Source organism: Brucella anthropi ATCC 49188, assembly GCF_000017405.1.
Classification (GTDB): Bacteria; Pseudomonadota; Alphaproteobacteria; order Rhizobiales; family Rhizobiaceae; genus Brucella; species Brucella anthropi.
In genome coordinates this window covers 81,924-102,142 of record NC_009667.1, presented here as the reverse complement: position 1 = coordinate 102,142, position 20,219 = coordinate 81,924, and the positions used below count along the sequence as shown (strand labels likewise).

The window sequence follows — 20,219 nt, the reverse complement described above, 5'->3', positions numbered from 1 at the left end:
TTTGAACTTATGTTGCGCCAATTATTGAAGAGAAGTCCGGCGGGCCATTTGCCCACAGCCCCTCAAATATGGGTTTTCGACGATGCGTTTCAAACTCTCAATTCCGGCATGGCTCCCGATTTTTGCGATGATGGCGTCTTTTATGGCGGCAAGCCCCATCACTACGGCGCAGGCGCAGGAGGATCCGACCGGTCTCGAAGACGCACTGCCGACCGAGCAGCTTTCACAGGTCAAGATCGTCGGTTTCGGCGACAGCCTCATGGCGGGCTATCTGCTGCCGGCCAATGCCGCCTTTCCGCAGCAGCTTGAAAAGGCACTCAACGACAAGGGTGTCGAGGTTTCGATCGAGAATGCGGGCGTGTCGGGCGACACGACCACGGGCGGGCTTTCGCGCATCGACTGGTCCGTTCCCGATGGCACCGATCTGGTCATCCTTGAACTGGGTGCGAATGACGCGCTGCGCGGCATCGAACCCGACATTACCGAAAAGAACCTCGACGAGATGCTGGCGCGCCTGAAGCAGCGCGGCATTTCGGTCATTCTTGCCGGCATGATGGCCCCGCCCAACATGGGCAAGGACTATGCCGCCAAGTTCAACCCGATCTATCCGAAGCTGGCACAGAAATATGGCGTGCCGCTCTACCCGTTTTTCCTCGACGGCGTAGCAACCAAGAAGGACTTTCTGCTCGAGGACGGAATGCACCCCAATGAAAAGGGCGTCGAAACGATGGTGTCTAACTTTATGCCCACTATCGAAAAGAGCCTGACGAACATGCAAAATAAGGGGACATCGGGAGGCTGACGCCGGTCGGGAGCATAAACAGCTTGCTCCCGGACTCAAACTTTGATTCGCTGCAGTTGCATCAACTTAACCGAATCAATTCGGCAGGTACGATGCACTGACTCTCTAGGCTAGAGTGTCCTTTATGCATCCTTTGGATGCCCGGCGCTCTGGCATGGAACGCTTCGAGGAGGATGCCTTATGCCGCGTCTTTTCACTGCCCTCGAAATCCCGCGCGACGCCGCGCTTTCGCTCTCGTTGTTGCGAGGCGGTCTTCCCGGCGCACGCTGGATTGATGTCGAAAACTACCACATAACGCTGCGTTTTATCGGAGATGTGGAAGGCCACGTGGCCGACGAGGTTGCCAATGCGCTTGATCGCGTGCGGCGGCCGGAATTCATGCTCAACCTGTCGGGTGTCAATGCTTTCGGTTCCAAAAAGCCGCACAGCATCTATGCGGGTGTATCCCCTTCGCCTGAGCTCAACGCATTGCAGGCGGAAATCGAACGGATCTGCCGGCGACTTCACATTCCCGCCGACCCGCGCAAGTTCACGCCCCATGTGACACTGGCGCGGCTGAGAAATCCCCGCATCGAGGATGTGGTGCGCTATCTCTCCTCACGTGGCAACTTCGCGACGCTGCCCTTCAAGGTGGGACGGTTCGTGCTGATGTCGTCACGCGATTCCGTCGGTGGCGGACCTTATATCGTGGAGGAAGCCTGGCCTTTGGTTGCCCGTTCCGGCCAGAACTGGTCGGCAAGCGCGATGGAGGCTGCCAGAACCATCCGGTAAACCTTTTCGAAGTCCCCGGTCCCGCCGTAGTAGGGATCGGGGATTTCAACTGCCCGCCCTTCTGCAATCTCCGCGAAAAGCCCGATATGCGCGTCTGCACTTGCGGGCCTGCGCTCAGCGATCATCCGCATATTGTAACGGTCCATCCCAAGGATCAGGTCAAAACGGCTGAAATCACCGGCGATGAGCTGTCGGCAGCGCTGTGCGGAAATGTCGAGACCATGATGCGCTGCAACGCTGATGGAGCGCTCGTCCGGCTCCTCGCCGGTATGATAGCCATTGGTTCCGGCAGAATCGACCAGCACATGGCGGATGCCGCGCTTTTCCAGCACATGCCCCATCACGCCTTCGGCAAGCGGAGAACGGCAGATATTGCCTGCGCAAACGAAAAGAATGCTGGTCGGGGCTTGTGCGGCTACGGATACGATCACGGAACTCTCGCGCTCATGATAAGTTAGTTCAGGAACCGCAACATAGGCGAAAGACGATGGCACGCAACCGGCTGACAGAAAATGAACTGAACGAAGCGCTCACTGAACTGGATGGCTGGCAGAAGGTCGACGGACGCGAGGCGATTGCCAAGAGCTTCAAGTTCAAGGATTTCAATGCCGCCTTCGGTTTCATGACGCGCGCAGCGCTCCATGCGGAAAAGCTCGACCATCACCCTGAATGGTTCAATGTCTACAACCGCGTCGATGTTACGCTCGCTACCCATAGCGAGAACGGCATTACGGAACTCGACATCAAGCTTGCGCGCAAGATGAATGCGATAGCCTGAATTTAGAGCTTTGAAATATAGACGTAAATCTTCCGGCGATCATAATTGAAGCTGCCATCTGGATTGCGGCTGGAATAGGGTAGAACGCGGGTAAGATTGATGCGATCCTGCCAGTTCTGCCCGAGTTTGCCGCCATGGACACCCCGGATATGAACATCGCCGAGCGAAATTGCGGCATGGAAAATATGTCCGGCCTGAACATCATAAAAGCCGATTGCTTTGCCGAATGGCAGTGCCGAATAGCCGTTCCATTGTTCGCCCGCCCTGAAATTCAGGATCGGTATCCAGTTCTGGCTGGATGTGCCGCGCAAAGTGTTGAGCGAAATTCCGGCTCCGAAGAGAAACCGCAGATAGACGGCGGCATCGTAGCATCCCGCCTCCGACAGATCGACGGTGATGTAATTATCTTCGCTTCCAGCAGCCAGTAGCTGGTTGCCGCGAAACAGCCGTGTTGAACGGTCGCTGCGGATGAAATTTTCCCCATAGCCGGTCAAATGCATCAAAACCTCCATTCGTTCGGCATCGCTCCAGTGCGGTCCAAGCCGTTTGGTGAGCAATCCGGTCGAATCTGTATTTTGGGGATTTGACGGGGGCGTTGTAGCTGATGGTTCTTGCAGGATAGGACTACGGGGAAATCGAACTGGCCTTGCAAGAGCGGTACAAACTCCCCATTTTTTACCGGTCAGAACCCGCATTCGATGATTGGAATCGGGACGACAGGAGTTGAACGAGAATGGATGACGTCAGAATCGGTGAAATCCTCGAACCCGGCAGCGAGAGCGAATTCAAGAAGCGCAGCGAACGGGTGAAGAACGGATTCTGGAAGGCCGCGCGCCGCGCCGGTCGCATGGTGCCATTCATGGATGAGGTGGTGGCAGCCTATTACTGCGCGCTCGACCAGAGGACCCCAACCCATGTGCGCATGACCCTGATGGCGGCGCTCGCCTATTTCGTCCTACCCTTCGACGCCATTCCCGATATTCTGGCCGGTATCGGCTTCACCGATGACGTTGCCGTGCTGATGGCAGCGCTGACAGCCGTTCGTGCCCATATCACACCGGCGCACCGGCTGGCCGCGCGACAGGCACTTGAGGATGAGGGAGCAAGGGAATAGCGGCGGCTGATCACAGCTATGTGATTCTGGCTACTTTGCTTCAATTGCCCCCCGCTTTTTTCCTTATTTCCCTAGTTCCGACATCCTATCCCCCTTCAACATATTGCCTTAATCCCCTGCTGCCTTATTGCCTTATCCCCACGAACACACTCTCGCCGCTTTCTTTTAATTCAAGTGGAGCCAAGGGATGGCGGGGCGACTTAGCTGCTCATTCAAGTTTTCTTTCGAAACTTCACCGTTTGGTAACCCAGATTAAGGCAATTTAATCGGCAACTGAGCGGGACGGCGTGATGAACGGCGGCATCCCGATATTCAAGTTTGAAGCAAACGAAAGAGAACCGGTAAAAACCAATGCTTGGAAAATCGATCGTCGCGGCTTCTGTGTTCATGATTGGGATGGCGGGTTCGGCACTCGCCCAGACCCCGAGCCAGATCAGCCAGTTCAATGCCTGGGGCGCCTACAGCTATCAGTCGGGCAACGGCAAGGTCTGCTATGTCCTCTCCGTACCGACCCAGAAGGCTCCGGCCAATGTCGATCACGGTGACAACTTCTTCCTCGTGAGCCAGAAGCCCGGCCAGAACATCTCGTTCGAACCGCAATTCATGGCCGGTTACGACCTCAATACCAATGCCAAGGTCGTCGTCTCCATCGGCAACCGCAACTTCAACATGTTCGTCAACGGTAAGTCCGGCTGGATGGAAAATGCAGCGGAAGAGCCGCAGCTCATCGCAGCCATGCGCGGCGGTTCGGAAATGAAGGTGCAGGCACAGTCGAAGCGCGGCACCAAGACCAACTATACCTATTCGCTGAAGGGTATTTCGGATGCGCTGAAAGCCATCCAGAAGTGCAAGTAATCCTCACGATTGGACAACTTTCAAAGCCGGGCCTTGCGCCCGGCTTTTTCTTTTGCAGCCTTGCTCCCCGCCGTCATGCATAGCGACCGGATTTCATGTGGCCGGATTTCATGTGGGATGACGAATGCGATATTGTGTGCTAAGAGCGCGCGCAACAGGGTAGCAAAGCCAAGTGCCGGACCCTATTTATCCATGAATTCGGGCCAGATTATCTGGCGAAGCTTATCGACGCGCTTCAGCCGTCGTCTCCAACAGTTGAAAACAGATGTCCATTTCGTTCGACCTTACCATTGATGATACGCGCGACCAGCTTGCCCGCCATGCGCGCGCCAGCCTGGAAGCAAAGCCGTCGCTCATCGGCATGTCGCGCGAGGAAATGGCCGAAGCGCTGATCAAGGCCGGTGTGCCCGAGCGTCAGGTGAAGATGCGCATCAGCCAGCTCTGGCATTGGCTCTATGTGCGCGGCGTTTCCGATTTTGCCGACATGCGCAATATTTCCAAGGATTTGCGCGCTATGCTGGCGCAGCATTTCACCATTGCGCGGCCTGAAGTGGTCGAAGAACAGATTTCGCAGGACGGCACCCGCAAATGGCTGTTCCGTTTTCCGCCGCGGGGTGCCGGCCGTCCGGTCGAAATCGAAAGCGTCTATATTCCCGAAGAAGGCCGTGGCACGCTCTGCGTTTCCTCACAGGTCGGCTGCACGCTGACCTGCTCGTTTTGCCATACCGGCACGCAGAAGCTGGTGCGCAATCTGACCTCTGAAGAAATTCTGGCGCAGCTTTTGACCGCCCGCGACCGGCTCGGCGATTTCCCGGACAAGGACACGCCCGACGGTGCCATGGTTCCCGCCGAAGGTCGCAAGATCACCAATATCGTGATGATGGGCATGGGCGAGCCGCTCTATAATTTCGAGGAAGTGAAGAAGGCTCTGCTGATCGCCTCCGATGGCGACGGCCTGTCTCTCTCCAAGCGCCGCATCACGCTTTCGACCTCCGGCGTCGTGCCGGAAATCTATCGCACCGGTGACGAGATCGGCGTCATGCTCGCCATTTCGCTGCACGCCGTGCGCGACGAGCTGCGCGACATTCTGGTGCCGATCAACAAGAAGTATCCGCTGGAACAGCTCATCAAGGCTTGCCGCGAATATCCGGGCCTGTCCAATGCAAAGCGCATCACCTTCGAATATGTGATGCTGAAGGACATCAATGACAGCCTTGAGGATGCCAAGCTGCTGGTAAAGCTTTTGCAGGGCATTCCGGCCAAGATCAATCTGATCCCGTTCAACCCGTGGCCCGGCACCAATTACCAGTGCTCGGAATGGGAGCAGATCGAGAAATTTGCCGATTATGTGAACGCGGCTGGTTATGCATCGCCGATCCGCACCCCGCGCGGTCGCGACATTCTCGCGGCCTGCGGCCAGCTTAAGTCGGAATCGGAGCGCATGCGCAAGAGCGAGCGCCTTGCTCTCGAAGCCATGATGATTGCTGGACACGGTGAATAACGGGGTGAATAAACCGATGGGTGAGCGTGCTTGAACGATACTTTCGACTACATAACGCGCTTCGCCATCGTGGTATTCGGCTATTGCTGCGGTGTATTGACGGCAGGCTGGTTTCTCGCCGCTATCCTTTTCCGCACCCTCGGGATCGATTCCTTCATGAATGATTTCGTCATGATGGCAAGCGATGCGGATGCCGGTTCGCTCTTTGCAGCCACCAGCTTTTGGAGCGCCGTCTTCGTTGGCGGTTTTGCCATTGCAGCCATGGCTGGCGGGTTCAGCTTTGTGCCCGCCCTCATCCTCATCATTCTGGCTGAAGCGCGCGGTTACAAATCATCCCTGTTCTATTGCGTTGCGGGCGCCCTGATCGGGCTTGCCGCCGCAGGCGCATCGCTTCCGTTCAGCGATGGCCGGAGCGTGCCGGAAAGCTCGCTCTGGATTGCAACCATTGCAGGCGCCGGTGTCGTCGGCAGCTTCGTCTACTGGCTGCTGGCAGGGCGCAATGCCGGGCGGCTTTTAACCCGCCCGGTTGAATAAAATCCATCTTCTTTTTCGCATTGTCCTACGCAAAACCGCTTCGCACTTTTGCTGGAAATGCTCTATTTCGCCTGTGCGGTGATGATCTTCAGCGCGAAGGCTGAGAATACGCCCGCAAACATCCAGTCCACGATGCGCGTCACGGTCGGGTTCTTTTTCAGGAGCCCGGCGAAACGATCTGCCGCCACCACCATCGGAATGGTAAAGGGCAGCGCCATCGGAATGAACGACAGGCCGAGGAAGAACAATTTGCCCATGGCATGCGGGTCATGCGCGGAGACGAACTGCGGCAGGAAGGTCATGTTGAACAGGATGATCTTCGGGTTCAGAAGGTTGATGCCGAGACCCGTCAGCCAGTTCTGGAACAGCGTATGCTTCTTGCCGCCATTCTTTTCCGGCGAGAAGGCCGATCCCTTGCGGATCGCCTGCACGGCCAGCCAGACCAGATAGCCTGCGCCCACCACTTTCAGCGCCGTAAAGGCTGCGGGAGACGCCAGAATGAGCGCCGAAAGGCCGAGCGCCACCATGGTGGTATGAATGACGATGCCGGTGCTGGCGCCAGCCATACAGGCAAAGCCTGCGGCCTTGCCTTCGGACAGGGCACGCCCGACGAAAAGCGTCATGTCGGGACCGGGCGTGATGGAAAGGATCGCGGTTGCTATCGCGAACTGGACAAAAATCGTCCATTCGGGAATGAAGGTCAGGTTTGTCAGAAAAGACATCGAAATGTGCTCCAAGAGATGGCGCACGCTAGAATAATTTCCATGCAAATGGAACCGTGGAATGGAGGCCGAAATGCTGCTGATCGTAGGGACTGTCCGCCTGCCGCCGGAAAATCTTGACCGGGCGCGCGAGGCCATGCAGCGCATGATCTTGGCCAGCCGGGCGGAGGATGGCTGTGTGGACTATGGCTATGCTGCAGATATTCTCGAACCGGGGCTCATCCATGTGAAGGAGATGTGGCGCGACCGTGCTTCGCTCGACCGGCATTTCGCCTCCCCCCATATTGCCGAATGGCGTGCGGCCTGGCCTGAACTTGGTATCGGCGACCGCAATCTCGTTGTTTATGAAGTTGGCGAACCACAGATCACGTAATAAGCATGAGTTTTCGCGATAAGTCTCGGCTTGCACGCGGCTTGGCAACTGCTAAAAGAACTACGGATAAATTTTGGGCGCCGCTCTGGAGCGCCTGATGAGACGGAAGTTTATTATGAGCAAGTGGAAAGACGTTAAGAAAGTCGTTCTCGCCTATTCGGGCGGCCTCGACACTTCGATCATCCTGAAGTGGCTTCAGACGGAACTCGGCGCGGAAGTTGTGACTTTCACTGCCGATCTCGGTCAGGGCGAAGAGCTTGAACCAGCCCGTAAGAAGGCGGAAATGCTGGGCATCAAGGAAATCTTCATCGAGGACGTGCGCGAAGAATTCGTGCGCGATTTCGTTTTCCCGATGTTCCGCGCCAATGCCGTCTATGAAGGCGTCTACCTGCTCGGCACCTCGATTGCCCGCCCGCTGATCTCCAAGCACCTGATCGAAATCGCCAGGAAGACCGGCGCCGACGCCATCGCGCACGGCGCGACCGGCAAGGGCAACGACCAGGTTCGTTTCGAGCTTTCGGCCTATGCGCTGAACCCGGACATCAAGATCATCGCCCCATGGCGCGACTGGTCGTTCAAGAGCCGCACGCATCTGCTCGAATTCGCCGAACAGCACCAGATTCCGGTTGCCAAGGACAAGAAGGGCGAAGCGCCGTTCTCCGTCGACGCGAACCTGCTGCACTCCTCGTCCGAGGGCAAGGTTCTGGAAGATCCGGCTGTCGAGGCACCGGAATATGTGCATATGCGCACCATTTCACCGGAAACCGCGCCCGACAAGGCAACGATCATCAAGATCGGCTTTGAAAAAGGTGATGCCGTTTCGATCAATGGCGAACGTCTGTCGCCAGCAACGCTGCTTGCCAAGCTCAACGACTATGGCCGCGACAATGGCATCGGTCGTCTCGACCTCGTGGAAAACCGCTTCGTCGGCATGAAGTCGCGTGGCGTCTACGAAACGCCGGGCGGCACGATCCTGCTGGCAGCTCACCGCGCCATCGAATCGATCACGCTTGACCGTGGCGCTGCTCACCTCAAGGACGAGCTGATGCCGCGCTACGCCGAGCTGATCTATTACGGCTTCTGGTTCTCGCCGGAACGCGAAATGCTGCAGGCCGCCATTGATCACAGCCAGCGCCATGTTGAAGGCGAAGTCACGCTCAAGCTCTACAAGGGCAACGTGATGGTGATCGGTCGCGAATCGGACAAGTCGCTCTATTCCGACAAGCTCGTCACCTTCGAAGACGATCAGGGTGCTTACGACCAGAAGGACGCCGCAGGCTTCATCAAGCTCAATGCACTGCGTCTGCGTACGCTTGCTGCGCGTGATCGCAAATAAGCATATCCAATCCAGACAAAAGCCCGCCTTCCCGGCGGGCTTTTTGTTTTTAGAGCGGAACAATTGTCTTTGTGCTCTGGATGACCGGCAGGATCGCATGAGATCAAGCGGCGTGTTTTATACCCGCCAGCATCTTTTCTTCACCGGGACGCAAAGTCAGCACCCGCACGCCATTCGCGGTGACTGCGACCGTATGCTCGAACTGCGCTGACAATTTTCCGTCGCGCGTCACCACCGTCCAGCCGTCCTTTTCGGTCTTCACCTTGGCCGTTCCCTGATTGAGCATCGGCTCGATGGTGAACACCATGCCTTCGCGCAGACGAACGCCGGTGCCAGGCTTGCCGAAATGCAGAACCTGCGGTTCCTCATGCATCTCGCGACCGATACCATGGCCGCAATATTCCCGCACGATGCTGTAGTCATGCCGCTTGGCGTGACGCTCGATGGCATGGCCGATATCGCCCAGCGTCGCGCCGGGTCGCACGGCAGCAATCCCCTTCCACAAGGCCTCATAGGTCACGCGGACCAGCCGTGAGGCGAAAGGAGCGACTTCACCGACCATATAGGTCTTGCTGGAATCAGCGATATAGCCATCCTTTTCCAGCGTGATATCGAAGTTGATGATCTCGCCGTTTTCAATGATCTGGTCATTCGACGGCATGCCGTGGCAGACGACTTCGTTCTTGGAACTGTTCAGCACATAGGGATAGTCATATTGCCCCTTGCTGGCAGGCCGCGCCTGCAATTCGCGGGTGATATAATCCTCGACCAGATCGTTGACCTGCATCGTGGTCATGCCTGCCAGAGGTGTGCGGTCGAGAAGCGCAAAAACAGAGGCAAGCAGCGCGCCGGATGCCGCCATTTTCTCCACTTCGGCAGGGGTCTTGGTCATGACGACTGCACAGTAAGAACGGGCAGAACCGGCAGCTCGACCTGCGCTGCGCGCAACTGCATCTGCACGATCTCGTTGAACGACAGGTCGGGATGGGCCTGCGCCAGCATACCGATCTTCATCCAGTATTCAGCCTGCGCATTGATCGAACGGCACATGACGTCACTCGCCTTGCGCAGTTCCTCATGCAGTTCATCGCCGATTTTCACGATACCCATAGCATTATCCAGACCATATAGTTCATATACGAATCATATATAAACCGTATATATTCATCGATCAAGCTCTCTACTGTTCCTGCTCAAGCAATCAAAGCCACTTGCATTTAGTATGGCACCGTACTATAAGTCACCGTATGGAAATAATCGAACAAAAGCATCACGCCCTTCTGGGCGAAATGGAACGCCGGCACAGCCCGTCCACCGACGCGCTGAAAACCTGCTTTGAAGTCTTGTCGCTTGCTGCGGCCATTGACCGGGATTGCGCCAGCCGGCTGGCACCGCACAAGCTTTCGGAAGGCAAGTTCGTCCTGCTGTTTCTGCTGCACAATGCGCCCGACGGCCTCTCGCCGCACGAGCTTTCAGAACGCGCAGGTGTCACGCGCGCCACCATAACCGGCCTGCTGGACGGGCTAGAGCGTGATGGTTTCCTCAAGCGTCACGCGGATAGCGAGGACCGCCGCAAGCTGACTGTCCGGCTGACATCCGAAGGGATGCTGCTGGCGCAACAGCTTTTCGAACAACATACCGCATGGATTGCAAGCCTGATGAGCGATCTCTCGTCAGGCGAACAGCAGCTTCTCAGCACCTTGCTGCGCCGCATCTGGAGCCGCACCGATGCCGGTCGTTCTTTCAAGATCAATGAAACCCTAAGGGATATGACATGACCTATTACCTCGCCGAGCTTTATTCCCCGAAATCGAGCTGGCACGCGCTCGATGCTGAAGGCAGGCAGGCCTTCTTTGAGAAAGTCGGCGCGGGTATGGGCGGGCTTGGCGCGCTCGGTATCGAGGCCTTGGCATTAGGTCCCGTCGACGCGACAAAGTCTTTTGCGCCCAGCCAGAGTTTCTTCGCCATCTGGCGTTTCCCGGATGAAGCAGCTCTCGACATGCTGATTGCCGGAATCACCGCCACCGGCTGGCATGATTATTTCGACACGATCAATGCGGCGGGTGCAGGCACCGACCTTCCCGGCCATCTGGCGCAACTGGCAGGCGTGCCTTTCAGGGACGCCGCCTAATCCAAAACCACTATCGCGATGATAGAGCGTATCCCGAAAAGTGTGAAACGCCTACGCAAGGAAATCAGTCCACTGGACTGATTTCTGATCCCGCTTGACTCTTGCCTCGCTCGATTCAATACTAGAACATATAGAGAACAAAAAGATGGAATCTAGACGTGAGCGGCATCGACATCGCGGCGCTGCGGCGCATGGTTACGACCATTGAAGGCAACGATCCGCAAGGCAGTTTTGCAAATCAGGGACAAACGGACTTCGGGCGGACGCGCAGTTTCACGCTCGGCCTTGCCGGAGCGGATGCTGCCTTTCCGCATGGTCTGGCAGGTGACGCGCTGCATGAGGTTTTTGCCGAAAACCCCGGCGCGCATATGGCTGCGACCGGCTTTGCGCTCGCCTTTGCCGCCCGTGCGGCAGAACGCGCCATAGAGCCTCGTCGCCCGATTATCTGGATCGAGGAAGAAAGTGCTGCAAGTGAATATGGCGGGCTTTATCCGCCGGGACTTCATGCCTTCGGGATCGATCCGTCGCGACTTCTGATCGTGCGCTGCCCCACGGCACAGGATGTCCTGAAGGCGGCAAATGATGCGCTGGAAGCCGGAACCGGCGGCAAGGCTTCGCATCTTGTTTCCGGCGTCGTCGCCTCGGTGACAGGCCAGCCGAAATGCCTCGACCTGACCGCTTCGCGTCGTCTGCTTCTGGCAACAGAAACCGCGCAGCTGCCCGTCATCCTGCTCCGGAGCCACCGGACGGCTGTGCAAAGCGCTGCCGTCAGCCGCTGGCGGGTGGCGCCCGCGCCGTCCCGTTCAAGTGGAGCGAACGCACCCGGCAAGCCTGTCTTTTCGGCGGTTCTGGAACGCAATCGCCACGGCACATGCGGGCAATGGATCATGGAATGGAACAATGAAACCCAGGAATTTGGTGCTAACGAACGGGATGGCAGAACGTCTGTTTCTCGCCCTCTGGTTTCCGTTTCTGCCGACCGACCGGCTTCGCAACAGCGCTCCGCCTGACGGCAAACCGCGCCTGCCTTTGGTTGTGACCGAACGCACGGCCAATGCGCTGCGCCTGACAGCAGTGGATGCCGGAGCGGCAAAGCTCGGCCTTTTTCCCGGTATGGCACTGACGGATGCGCGCGCCCGCGTGGAACGGCTTGAAGTGGCAACGGCAGCACCGGAACATGATGCGGCATTGCTCAAGCGTCTTGCCCATTGGTGCGAGCGCTACACGCCGCTTGTCGCCTTCGATGAGCCGCATGGGCTGATGCTCGACATAACCGGCTGTGCGCATCTTTTTGGCGGGCTCGACGCCATGCGTGCCGATGCAATCCGGCGTCTGGAACGGGCCGGGCTTGGCGTACAGGCGGCGATTGCCGATAACAGTTTTGCCGCGCGACTTCTGGCACGGAGAACGAAGGGCAGTGTCTTCAGCAGAGCAGAGGCCGACCGCTTGCTTCCCCGCCTGCCGCTCTCCGCGCTTGAACTGACGCAAGCTGCCGAAACCGGCCTCAAGCGCGCCGGATTGAAACGCATCGGCGATGTGATGGGGCTTCCGCGCGCCGCACTCACCGCCCGCTTCGGCACCGATCTTGCGACCCGGCTCGACCGGCTGGCGCGGCAGGAGCGCGCGCCGATTTCCCCCTTGCGCATCATGCCTCTCAGCACCGTCGAGCGCCGCCTGTCAGAGCCGGTTACCGCAATGGAACTGGTTGAACGCATCTTGCAGGAACTGGCGCAGGAGCTTTTTACGCAGCTTGAACCGGAGGGAAAAGGCGCGCTTCTGATTGAGTCCTCCTTCTTCCGTGTCGATGGCGAAGTGCGTCATATCCACATCGAAACCGGCCAGCCCTTGCGCAGCGACAAGGTTTTCCTGCGCCTTGCGCGTGAAAGGCTCAATGCCTTGACCGACCCGCTCGACGCCGGTTTCGGCTTCGACATGATCCGGCTGGCAGCGCTGCGCAGTGCGGCAATCGCCCAGCGCCAGACGGGGCTCGACCAGCATGAGGAAGATGAAGCGGGGTTTAGTCAGCTTGTCGACCGGCTTTCGGCGCGGCTTGGACAGAACCGCGTTCTCGTTTCCTTTTCGCGTAACACGCATATTCCTGAACGGGCCTTCGGCCTGCGCCCTGCCCTTCACACGGACAGCAAGGGCGAAGCCGATTACGAAAACACAGCAGCACTTCCCCCAGCACTTCCCAACGACCCGCCAGCGCGCCCCATAAAACTGTTTCGCCCGCCACAATTGATCGAAAGCGTGGCGGAAGTGCCCGACAGCCCGCCTTCGTTTTTCCTGTGGCGGCGGGTGCGCCATCATGTGCGCCTTGCCGAGGGGCCGGAAAGGATCGAACCGGAATGGTGGCTCGCAATCGGTCACACGGTTCCGGAACTGCGCGATTATTACCGGGTGGAAGACGAGAACGGCCAGCGCTTCTGGATTTTCCGCGAAGGCCTTTATGACGGTGCCAATCATCCGCGCTGGTTTTTACACGGACTGTTTGCGTGATGGCTCCTTATTTCGAAATGGCTGCTGCCAGCAATTTCTCCTTCCTGTGCGGTGCGTCGCATCCGCAGGAACTGGTAGCGCGTGCGCATGAGCTTGGTCTGTCCGGTATCGGCATTGCCGACCGCAACACGCTGGCCGGTGTGGTGCGGGCACATGCGGCATGGAAGGATTTTCGCGACAAGAGCGATTTCCGGCTTTTCATCGGCTGTCGCCTGTCCTTCACCGACGGCACGCCGGATATGGTCGTCTATCCGCGTGATCGTCCGGCCTATGGGCAATTGTGCCGCCTGCTGACGGAGGGCAAGGCACGCGCCGCCATCAAGGGCGAATGCCATCTCGAATGGGGCGACCTGCTGTTTCGCGCCCGACAGTTCCAGATCGCGGTCTTTCCGCCTGAAGACGACAGACCGGATTTTGCCGCGCGCCTGACCGAGATTGCGCAAGCTGCCCCCGGCTCGGTCTGGTTGGCGCTCGCCATGCCGCATCAGGGCCATGACGGACGCCGGGCCGAACGCATCGCCCGTTTTGCAGCCGAAGCCAATGTGCCGCTGCTCGCCACCAATGACGTGCTCTATCATCATCCCGACCGCCGCGCGCTTCAGGATGTGCTGACGGCAACCCGCTACCACACGACTGTTTTCGCAGCCGGGCAGCTTCTCGAAAAGAACGCCGAACGCCACCTGAAACCACCAAAGGAAATGCTGCGGCTGTTCCGCGACTACGCTGAAGCAGTCGAGGCTACCGCCGATTTCGTCGCGCCCATCACCTTCCAGCTTGATGAGCTGAAATATGATTATCCCGACGAGCCGGTGCCGCCCGGCAAGACGCCGCAACAACATCTGCATGATCTCACCTGGGAAGGTGCCGCTCGTCATTACGGCGCTAACAGCATCCCGCCGAAGGTGCAGACGCTGATCCACAAGGAACTGGCGCTGATCGAAAAGCTGCAATATGCGGCTTACTTTCTCACGGTTTATGACATTGTGAGCTATGCCCGCCGAGAAGATATTCTGTGTCAGGGGCGTGGTTCGGCCGCCAATTCCGTCGTCTGCTTCTGCCTTGGCGTCACCGGTGTGGACCCGACACAGGTCGATCTCCTGTTCGAGCGCTTTCTTTCGGTGGAGCGAAAGGAACCGCCGGATATCGACGTCGATTTCGAGCATGAGCGGCGCGAAGAGGTGATGCAATATGTCTATAAGCGCTATTCCAGAGATCGCGCGGCCATTGTCGCAACCGTCATCAGCTATCGGTCCCGCAGTGCGATCCGCGATGTCGGCAAGGCGCTGGGGCTGACTGAGGATGTGACGGCAGCGCTCGCCAATACGGTCTGGGGCATATCGGGCGGCGGCATCGACAAGCAGCATATCAGACAGGCGGGTCTCGACCCCGACAATCCCATCATCCGACGCGCGGTGGAACTGGCCATCACGCTGATCGGCTTTCCGCGCCACCTGTCCCAGCATGTCGGCGGCTTCGTGCTGACCCGTGATCGACTGGACGAGACCGTGCCCATCGGCCCGGCGGCGATGGAAGACCGCTCCTTCATCGAATGGGACAAGGACGATATCGACGAGGTGGGGCTGATGAAGGTCGATGTGCTGTCGCTCGGCATGCTCACCTGCATCCGCAAGGCCTTTGATCTCATTCACCAGCACAAGCCGGAAAAATATGATGGCAAGAAGCTGACGCTGGCCAATTTGCCGCGCGAAGACGAAGCCGTGTACGACATGCTGTGCAAGGGAGATTCGCTCGGCGTGTTTCAAGTGGAAAGCCGCGCCCAGATGAACATGCTGCCACGCCTGCGCCCGCGTGAGTTCTATGATCTCGTCATCGAGGTCGCCATTGTGCGGCCCGGCCCCATTCAGGGTGACATGGTCCATCCCTATCTGCGGCGGCGAAACAATGAGGAACCCTGCACCTTGCCATCGCCAGCGCCGGAGTACGGGCCGCCCGACGAGTTGCTACAAATTCTCGGTAAGACCAAGGGCGTGCCGCTGTTTCAGGAACAGGCGATGCGCATTGCCATGGAGGCTGCAAAATTCACACCGGATGAGGCCAACCAGTTGCGCCGCGCCATGGCCACTTTCCGCAAGATGGGCACCATCCATACGATGGAGACAAAGATGATCGAAGGCATGGTCAATCGTGGCTATGACCGGACCTTTGCCGAAAACTGCTTCAACCAGATCAAGGGTTTCGGCGAATATGGCTTTCCCGAAAGTCATGCGGCAAGCTTTGCCCATCTGGTCTATATTTCCGCGTGGATCAAGTGCCACCATCCGGAAGTGTTCGCCGCCGCGCTTCTCAATTCCCAACCCATGGGTTTTTACGCACCCGCCCAGATCGTGCGCGATGCCCGCGAGCATGGCGTGACGGTGCTGCCCGTCGATGTTAATTTCAGTCACTGGGATAATATGCTGGAGGATACGCTCGATATCCGACCGGCGCTCCGGCTGGGTTTCCGCCAGATCGACGGGTTTTCCAAACGGGACACCGAACTCCTGATTGCCGACCGGCAGGAGCCTTACCGCACCATCGAGGACATGCATCGGCGTCTCCGGCTCGACCGGCGCGCCTTCACGCTTTTGGCCGATGCCGATGCCTTCGGCTCACTCGATATCGACCGCCGCGCAGCACTGTGGGCCGTGCGCCGTCTGCCCAATGACGAAACGCTGCCGCTGTTCCGCGCCGCCGCAACCAGCGAACTGGCGGAGGAACCGCGCACAAAACTTCCTGAAATGGCCGCTTCCGAGCATGTGATTGCCGATTACGAGACGACGCGGCTCTCGCTGAAAGGGCATCCGCTGCAATATCTGCGCGAGGGTCTGGCAGCGGAAGGCGTTTCAACCTGTCGCGCAGTGCAGGAAGGTGCCGATGGACGCCGCATGAAAGTGGCGGGCGTCGTCACCGTGCGCCAGCGCCCCGGCAGCGCCAAGGGCGTGGTGTTTCTCACCATCGAGGATGAAACCGGCATCGCCAATATTGTCGTCTGGCCGAAAATCATGAAAGCGTTTCGCCGCGAAGTAATGGGCGCGCGGCTGATCCATATCGAAGGTCGCCTCCAGCGCAGTCCCGAAGGGGTCGTGCATCTGGTGGCGTCAAAGCTGCAGGATCGTTCGGCAGCACTGATCGAAATGAGCGGACGCGAAGCGCAGCGCCTCGTCGCTCCATCCCAGATGGCGCATCATCCGCGGAATGTAAAAATCATGCCGAACTCGCGAGACTTTCATTGAGCAATCACGCGCTCCGAAGCCCGTTCGCTATTTTGGCTATGACGCGACGAAAATGGTGCAATTCGAGAACCGGAGCGGAGTGTACTTTAAAGTGTGTCGCATTTTATCGTAGTCATACGACACGCTTTAAGTTTTTGTTTTCCTGCATGTCTTTATCCCAAAACCGGTTCCCACTTTTGGGAGACATGCATTAGGTACATGAGCACCGGAAGCGCAGAAGTGCGCCATTTGCAGACCGTCAGAGCCGAAATAGAGCGGGCTTCAGTTCCATGCGCCAACGAAAAACACAGCACAATAATGCAGTGCCGCGCCCACCACGACAAAGCCGTGCCAGATGGCATTCTGAAACCGCAGGCGCTCCCAGACATGGAAGATCACCCCCAACGAATAGACCATGCCACCGGCTGCAATCAGCCAGAAAACGGCTGGCGGCAGCGATTGCACCATGGTGTCGTAGACCATGACGCCGCTCCAGCCGAGCGCCAGATAAAGCAGGATCGACAGCCGGTCGAAACGTCCCGGCATGAACAGTTTCAGCATGATGCCGACGAAAGCCACGCTCCAGACGAAGAGAAGCAGCGGCAGAGCGCGGTCGCCCATATGCATGGCAAAAGGCGTGTAGGTTCCGGCGATCAGCAGATAGATCGCCGAATGGTCGAAACGGCGCAGGAACCATTTGGTCGGGGAAACCGGCCAGATATTGTAGACGGCCGAAATGCCGAGCGCCGCCAGAAGGCTCGCGAGATAGACCCCCGACGAAATCGAGGTCGCCGCAGGCATGTTCGGCAGGAAATAGATCAGCATGGCAATGGCGCCCGCAAGCGCCAGCCCGACACCCAGAACATGGATGACGCCATCGGCCCACAATTCGGCCCGGTCATATTTCCATTTGACTGGATGAGGCAGTCTTACATTCATGAAATTTCCCTGTCGTCGGTTCCAGAGCGCGTTTCGATCTGATTGGGTCAGATCGGCGCTCTAGTCCTTTGTTTTAACGCGCATCTTTTCCGAAAACCGTTTCACACTTTTCGGGATGCGCTCTCAACAGGAAACTGCCATCGCTTTGCAGCGTCAAGATGACAGTTGGTTGATAGGAAGTTTATTGCGCTGCCGGTGCGTAGGAAGCCTGAATGGGAGCGACGCCGGGGAGCGGTGCTGTCCCACCTTCCGGCAAGGATGCCGGCTGGATGGAAGCGGCTGCGTCACGGGTCGGTCCGTTGCGCTTCCAGCTTCCGTCGAGGCCGGTTTCCTGCAACAGTCCCTTGCGCTTGGCATCGTAATAATAGCCCCGCGCATAATAGCGGACTGCCTGGCTTTCATCACCGCCCGCGACCTTATAGGCGCCGGACAGATAGCGAACCGCATATTTCAGATTGGTTTCCGCATCGAGCAGACCCTTGGCCGCGCCCGTATAACCCATGCCGCGCGCAGTCGGATGGCTGATCTGCATCAGGCCCCAATAAGGTCCGTTGCGGGCGCCCGGATTGAACCGGCTTTCGCGATGCACGACCCGGCGCACAAGGCGTTCCGGCACGTCATAGGCGACGGAATATTTGGTGATCAGCGCATCGAGTTCTTCCGGCGCATGATCCGGTGTCTCAAACGCCATATTGGCGGCAACGGATGCCGGCGAAGCGGCAGCCTGCGCACCGGCATAGGCCATCATCGGTTCGGACTGGCCACGAATGCCGGGAATGGGAACAACGGCAGGCAGGACCGGATCGGAAGGATCGGTCACGGCTGCGACGGTCTGCGTTCCGGCAGCAGCGCCCGCATCGGCAGTCGCCGTGCCTGCGGCATTGGCCGTGGCACTGGCAGCGCTGCCTGCTGCGGAAGCGGTCTGGCTGGAGGTATCGGTCTGCGTGATCAGCGCCGTTTTCACGGGCTTGCCGTCATTGGTGGTGTTGCAGGCGCTGAGCGCCACGGCACAACCAAGAAGCATGAGGCCCTTGCGGACCAGACCAGCGGAGGAAGAAGAGGAAAGCGCGTAACGCATGACCGGATCCGTTCTCAGGAATCGAAATCTTTTTCGATGCGTTTTTCAAGCTCGACCAGATCTTCAGGCAGAGGCAAACCACTGGCCCGCAGCGTATTGAGCTTCTCGCGAACCGTTTCACGGATTTCATGAGCGTCTTGCGGCTGATTCACCATTTGCTCGAAAAGCAGCGCAATTTCCGCCTTGATGTCCTCGAATGCCATCCAGATCCTCTTGGCTTTACAGGCATCGGAAAGCGCCCGTTTCAGTCAATATTCTTTCGGTCGATGAGGATCATGTACCATGCAAAAGACGGCAAACGGAAGCGCTAAACGTCGGGGCTCGGCCAAAATGAATATTTCAAATGGTAACAAAAAGATTAACGCACTCACAAAATGCGCGGTGACATTGCATCTACCACATTGAAATCAAAAGCAAAAATACCGAGATCATCGAAGTCTAGACCGCCGTTTGGATCGAAGAGATAAATGCTCATCCAGACGAGCGCGATCACGAGCACAATTGCCAGAATCATGAGAATCAAAAGGCGTCGCCCGAGCGCGGTCTTGCGACCCGCTCCTTCCGGCGGCTGTTTGGCCATAGTCAATTGCTGCCTTGTTCAATCGTCATTGGTCGCGTTCAGTTCATCCGGCGGTGTGCCGTGTTCGGGCTCCGCCGACAGATAGCCCTCGCGCACCAGCCATTTGCGCAGGATAAGCGTCATCGCCTCGGTCTGGTTGAGACCAGGATGCTTTTCGGCGATGAAGCGCTCCAGAGCGTCGTGCACGTCATCAGGAAGATAGATGCTCATTCATGCTCCTCCACGTGAAGAGAATCAGACTACGGTAACGGTGAGGGTTGCCACGCCGTCGACCTTGCCTTCCAGACGGTCGCCGCGCTTCACCGGTCCGACGCCCGCAGGCGTACCCGTAAAGATAAGATCGCCGGGTTGCAGCTCAAAGAGCGAAGACAGGTAGGAAATGGTTTCCGCCACCTTCCAGATCATCTGATTGAGGTCGCCCGACTGGCGGGTTTCGCCATTGATGGCGAGCGAAATCGCAGCCTTTTCCGGGTGGCCGATTTCCGACACCGGCACGATGGCCGAACAGGGTGCGGAGTGTTCGAAAGCTTTCGCGACTTCCCACGGGCGCCCGGCCTTCTTGGCCACGGCCTGCAGGTCGCGGCGCGTCATGTCGATGCCAACGGCGTAGCCATAAACATGGTCCAGCGCCTTTTCGACAGCAATGTCGGTGCCCCCGGCCTTCAACGCCACCACAAGTTCGATCTCGTGATGCACGTCCTCGGTCTTCGGCGGATAAGGGAAATCACCGCCTTCGATCACGAGGCTGTCCGGATTCTTCTGGAAGAAGAAAGGCGGATTGCGGGTCGGATCACCGCCCATTTCGATGGCGTGATCGGCGTAGTTCTGGCCGACGCAATAGATGCGATGCACGGGAAAGCGCGCGTCCGTTCCCTTCACAGGCAAAAAAGGCTGCGGGGGCGGCGCAAAAACATAAGTCGTCATGGGGAACTATTCCGGTCGGAAACTGATGAAGCGATTTTCCCATCATGCAGACGCAAGCGCATCGCCGCAA

General features: G+C 58.1%; 25 protein-coding genes. 14 read left to right on the top strand and 11 right to left on the bottom strand.

The window, feature by feature from the left end; translation table 11 throughout:
* The first annotated feature begins 82 nt into the window (after nt 1-82).
* Together OANT_RS00495 and thpR are read left to right on the top strand one after the other, a co-directional pair.
* Nucleotides 83-802: an arylesterase gene (locus tag OANT_RS00495; RefSeq protein ID WP_011982321.1), complete on the top strand. Its 720-nt coding sequence runs from the start codon at nt 83-85 to the stop codon at nt 800-802.
* A 180-nt stretch (nt 803-982) separates the two neighbouring features.
* Entirely contained in the window at nt 983-1,573 is a 591-nt protein-coding gene (thpR, locus tag OANT_RS00490; protein WP_010657900.1) for an RNA 2',3'-cyclic phosphodiesterase, read from the top strand.
* Here thpR and OANT_RS25215 read toward each other — a convergent pair.
* Entirely contained in the window at nt 1,483-2,004 is a 522-nt protein-coding gene (locus OANT_RS25215; protein ID WP_011982320.1) for a low molecular weight protein-tyrosine-phosphatase, read from the bottom strand. The two genes, thpR and OANT_RS25215, sit on opposite strands and share 91 nt — an antisense overlap.
* Before the next feature lie 56 nt (nt 2,005-2,060).
* Between OANT_RS25215 and OANT_RS00480 the strand changes: the two genes are divergently transcribed.
* Nucleotides 2,061-2,351: a 4a-hydroxytetrahydrobiopterin dehydratase gene (locus tag OANT_RS00480; protein ID WP_010657898.1), complete on the top strand. Its 291-nt coding sequence runs from the start codon at nt 2,061-2,063 to the stop codon at nt 2,349-2,351.
* 2 nt (nt 2,352-2,353) lie between these two features.
* Here the strand turns inward: OANT_RS00480 and OANT_RS00475 are convergent, their stop codons facing one another.
* Nucleotides 2,354-2,851 (bottom strand): hypothetical protein, encoded by a 498-nt coding sequence (locus OANT_RS00475; protein ID WP_231771270.1) that lies wholly within the window; start codon nt 2,849-2,851, stop codon nt 2,354-2,356.
* A 233-nt stretch (nt 2,852-3,084) separates the two neighbouring features.
* Between OANT_RS00475 and OANT_RS00470 the strand changes: the two genes are divergently transcribed.
* The 4 genes from OANT_RS00470 to OANT_RS00455 all read left to right on the top strand — a co-directional run bounded on the left by OANT_RS00470 (nt 3,085) and on the right by OANT_RS00455 (nt 6,355).
* Entirely contained in the window at nt 3,085-3,465 is a 381-nt protein-coding gene (locus OANT_RS00470) for a YkvA family protein (protein WP_011982318.1), read from the top strand.
* A 351-nt stretch (nt 3,466-3,816) separates the two neighbouring features.
* Complete coding sequence (locus tag OANT_RS00465) at nt 3,817-4,320, top strand: invasion associated locus B family protein (protein ID WP_010657895.1); 504 nt, start codon at nt 3,817-3,819, stop codon at nt 4,318-4,320.
* Nucleotides 4,321-4,585: 265 nt separating this feature from the next.
* The gene (gene rlmN, locus OANT_RS00460; RefSeq protein WP_011982317.1) at nt 4,586-5,821 is read left to right on the top strand and encodes a dual-specificity RNA methyltransferase RlmN; all 1,236 of its coding nucleotides are present in this window, start codon (nt 4,586-4,588) and stop codon (nt 5,819-5,821) included.
* Nucleotides 5,822-5,851: 30 nt separating this feature from the next.
* On the top strand, nt 5,852-6,355 hold the full coding sequence (locus OANT_RS00455; protein WP_011982316.1) for a hypothetical protein: 504 nt from the start codon (nt 5,852-5,854) through the stop codon (nt 6,353-6,355).
* Nucleotides 6,356-6,417: 62 nt separating this feature from the next.
* Here OANT_RS00455 and OANT_RS00450 read toward each other — a convergent pair whose 3' ends face one another.
* Nucleotides 6,418-7,077: a LysE family translocator gene (locus OANT_RS00450; protein WP_010657892.1), complete on the bottom strand. Its 660-nt coding sequence runs from the start codon at nt 7,075-7,077 to the stop codon at nt 6,418-6,420.
* Nucleotides 7,078-7,150: 73 nt separating this feature from the next.
* Between OANT_RS00450 and OANT_RS00445 the strand changes: the two genes are divergently transcribed.
* Together OANT_RS00445 and OANT_RS00440 are read left to right on the top strand one after the other, a co-directional pair.
* Nucleotides 7,151-7,450, top strand: coding sequence for a putative quinol monooxygenase (locus OANT_RS00445; protein ID WP_011982315.1), 300 nt, complete (start codon nt 7,151-7,153; stop codon nt 7,448-7,450).
* 115 nt (nt 7,451-7,565) lie between these two features.
* Nucleotides 7,566-8,786, top strand: coding sequence for an argininosuccinate synthase (locus OANT_RS00440; protein WP_040129026.1), 1,221 nt, complete (start codon nt 7,566-7,568; stop codon nt 8,784-8,786).
* Between the two features lie 103 nt (nt 8,787-8,889).
* Here OANT_RS00440 and map read toward each other — a convergent pair whose 3' ends face one another.
* Nucleotides 8,890-9,678, bottom strand: coding sequence for a type I methionyl aminopeptidase (gene map / locus OANT_RS00435; RefSeq protein WP_011982313.1), 789 nt, complete (start codon nt 9,676-9,678; stop codon nt 8,890-8,892).
* Nucleotides 9,675-9,896, bottom strand: coding sequence for a ParD-like family protein (locus tag OANT_RS00430; protein ID WP_011982312.1), 222 nt, complete (start codon nt 9,894-9,896; stop codon nt 9,675-9,677). The genes map and OANT_RS00430 overlap by 4 nt, the downstream gene beginning before the upstream one ends.
* A gap of 137 nt (nt 9,897-10,033) precedes the next feature.
* Between OANT_RS00430 and OANT_RS00425 the strand changes: the two genes are divergently transcribed.
* The 5 genes from OANT_RS00425 to OANT_RS00405 all read left to right on the top strand — a co-directional run bounded on the left by OANT_RS00425 (nt 10,034) and on the right by OANT_RS00405 (nt 16,649).
* Entirely contained in the window at nt 10,034-10,564 is a 531-nt protein-coding gene (locus OANT_RS00425) for a MarR family winged helix-turn-helix transcriptional regulator (protein ID WP_011982311.1), read from the top strand.
* Nucleotides 10,561-10,917, top strand: coding sequence for a DUF6616 family protein (locus OANT_RS00420; protein WP_011982310.1), 357 nt, complete (start codon nt 10,561-10,563; stop codon nt 10,915-10,917). The genes OANT_RS00425 and OANT_RS00420 overlap by 4 nt, the downstream gene beginning before the upstream one ends.
* 158 nt (nt 10,918-11,075) lie before the next feature.
* A complete protein-coding gene (locus OANT_RS00415) occupies nt 11,076-11,927 on the top strand; it encodes an ImuA family protein (RefSeq protein ID WP_040129027.1) in 852 nt (283 codons plus the stop codon).
* Nucleotides 11,863-13,416, top strand: coding sequence for a Y-family DNA polymerase (locus OANT_RS00410; RefSeq protein ID WP_040130017.1), 1,554 nt, complete (start codon nt 11,863-11,865; stop codon nt 13,414-13,416). The genes OANT_RS00415 and OANT_RS00410 overlap by 65 nt, the downstream gene beginning before the upstream one ends.
* Nucleotides 13,416-16,649: an error-prone DNA polymerase gene (locus OANT_RS00405; RefSeq protein WP_011982307.1), complete on the top strand. Its 3,234-nt coding sequence runs from the start codon at nt 13,416-13,418 to the stop codon at nt 16,647-16,649. The genes OANT_RS00410 and OANT_RS00405 overlap by 1 nt, the downstream gene beginning before the upstream one ends.
* Before the next feature lie 261 nt (nt 16,650-16,910).
* On the opposite strand, the gene trhA is transcribed toward OANT_RS00405, so the two are convergent.
* From trhA to OANT_RS00375, 6 genes are all read right to left on the bottom strand, one after another.
* A complete protein-coding gene (gene trhA / locus OANT_RS00400) occupies nt 16,911-17,567 on the bottom strand; it encodes a PAQR family membrane homeostasis protein TrhA (RefSeq protein WP_010657882.1) in 657 nt (218 codons plus the stop codon).
* Nucleotides 17,568-17,748: 181 nt separating this feature from the next.
* A complete protein-coding gene (locus OANT_RS00395; RefSeq protein ID WP_040129029.1) occupies nt 17,749-18,645 on the bottom strand; it encodes a lytic transglycosylase domain-containing protein in 897 nt (298 codons plus the stop codon).
* Nucleotides 18,646-18,659: 14 nt separating this feature from the next.
* Entirely contained in the window at nt 18,660-18,848 is a 189-nt protein-coding gene (locus OANT_RS00390) for a hypothetical protein (protein ID WP_010657880.1), read from the bottom strand.
* A 164-nt stretch (nt 18,849-19,012) separates the two neighbouring features.
* Nucleotides 19,013-19,225 (bottom strand): hypothetical protein, encoded by a 213-nt coding sequence (locus tag OANT_RS00385; protein ID WP_011982305.1) that lies wholly within the window; start codon nt 19,223-19,225, stop codon nt 19,013-19,015.
* An 18-nt stretch (nt 19,226-19,243) separates the two neighbouring features.
* Nucleotides 19,244-19,435 carry a ribbon-helix-helix domain-containing protein gene (locus tag OANT_RS00380; RefSeq protein WP_010657878.1) on the bottom strand — a complete coding sequence of 64 codons (192 nt, stop codon included), beginning with the start codon at nt 19,433-19,435 and terminating at the stop codon, nt 19,244-19,246.
* Nucleotides 19,436-19,459: 24 nt separating this feature from the next.
* Nucleotides 19,460-20,149, bottom strand: a complete 690-nt coding sequence (locus OANT_RS00375) for a fumarylacetoacetate hydrolase family protein (protein ID WP_011982304.1) — start codon at nt 20,147-20,149, stop codon at nt 19,460-19,462.
* Nucleotides 20,150-20,219 lie beyond the last annotated feature (70 nt).

Bases quoted from the DNA above. Each gene is read 5' to 3' on its own strand.
- OANT_RS00480 (WP_010657898.1), top strand. From the start codon at position 2,061: ATGGCACGCAACCGGCTGACAGAAAATGAACTGAACGAAGCGCTCACT.
- rlmN (WP_011982317.1), top strand. From the start codon at position 4,586: ATGTCCATTTCGTTCGACCTTACCATTGATGATACGCGCGACCAGCTT.
- OANT_RS00420 (WP_011982310.1), top strand. From the start codon at position 10,561: ATGACCTATTACCTCGCCGAGCTTTATTCCCCGAAATCGAGCTGGCAC.
- thpR (WP_010657900.1), top strand. From the start codon at position 983: ATGCCGCGTCTTTTCACTGCCCTCGAAATCCCGCGCGACGCCGCGCTT.
- OANT_RS00380 (WP_010657878.1), bottom strand. From the start codon at position 19,435: ATGAGCATCTATCTTCCTGATGACGTGCACGACGCTCTGGAGCGCTTC.
- OANT_RS00390 (WP_010657880.1), bottom strand. From the start codon at position 18,848: ATGGCATTCGAGGACATCAAGGCGGAAATTGCGCTGCTTTTCGAGCAA.
- OANT_RS00395 (WP_040129029.1), bottom strand. From the start codon at position 18,645: ATGCGTTACGCGCTTTCCTCTTCTTCCTCCGCTGGTCTGGTCCGCAAG.
- OANT_RS00445 (WP_011982315.1), top strand. From the start codon at position 7,151: ATGCTGCTGATCGTAGGGACTGTCCGCCTGCCGCCGGAAAATCTTGAC.
- map (WP_011982313.1), bottom strand. From the start codon at position 9,678: ATGACCAAGACCCCTGCCGAAGTGGAGAAAATGGCGGCATCCGGCGCG.
- OANT_RS00465 (WP_010657895.1), top strand. From the start codon at position 3,817: ATGCTTGGAAAATCGATCGTCGCGGCTTCTGTGTTCATGATTGGGATG.
- OANT_RS00425 (WP_011982311.1), top strand. From the start codon at position 10,034: ATGGAAATAATCGAACAAAAGCATCACGCCCTTCTGGGCGAAATGGAA.
- OANT_RS00475 (WP_231771270.1), bottom strand. From the start codon at position 2,851: ATGCATTTGACCGGCTATGGGGAAAATTTCATCCGCAGCGACCGTTCA.
- OANT_RS00495 (WP_011982321.1), top strand. From the start codon at position 83: ATGCGTTTCAAACTCTCAATTCCGGCATGGCTCCCGATTTTTGCGATG.
- OANT_RS00430 (WP_011982312.1), bottom strand. From the start codon at position 9,896: ATGGGTATCGTGAAAATCGGCGATGAACTGCATGAGGAACTGCGCAAG.
- trhA (WP_010657882.1), bottom strand. From the start codon at position 17,567: ATGAATGTAAGACTGCCTCATCCAGTCAAATGGAAATATGACCGGGCC.
- OANT_RS00440 (WP_040129026.1), top strand. From the start codon at position 7,566: ATGAGCAAGTGGAAAGACGTTAAGAAAGTCGTTCTCGCCTATTCGGGC.
- OANT_RS00470 (WP_011982318.1), top strand. From the start codon at position 3,085: ATGGATGACGTCAGAATCGGTGAAATCCTCGAACCCGGCAGCGAGAGC.
- OANT_RS00375 (WP_011982304.1), bottom strand. From the start codon at position 20,149: ATGACGACTTATGTTTTTGCGCCGCCCCCGCAGCCTTTTTTGCCTGTG.
- OANT_RS00385 (WP_011982305.1), bottom strand. From the start codon at position 19,225: ATGGCCAAACAGCCGCCGGAAGGAGCGGGTCGCAAGACCGCGCTCGGG.
- OANT_RS00450 (WP_010657892.1), bottom strand. From the start codon at position 7,077: ATGTCTTTTCTGACAAACCTGACCTTCATTCCCGAATGGACGATTTTT.
- OANT_RS00405 (WP_011982307.1), top strand. From the start codon at position 13,416: ATGGCTCCTTATTTCGAAATGGCTGCTGCCAGCAATTTCTCCTTCCTG.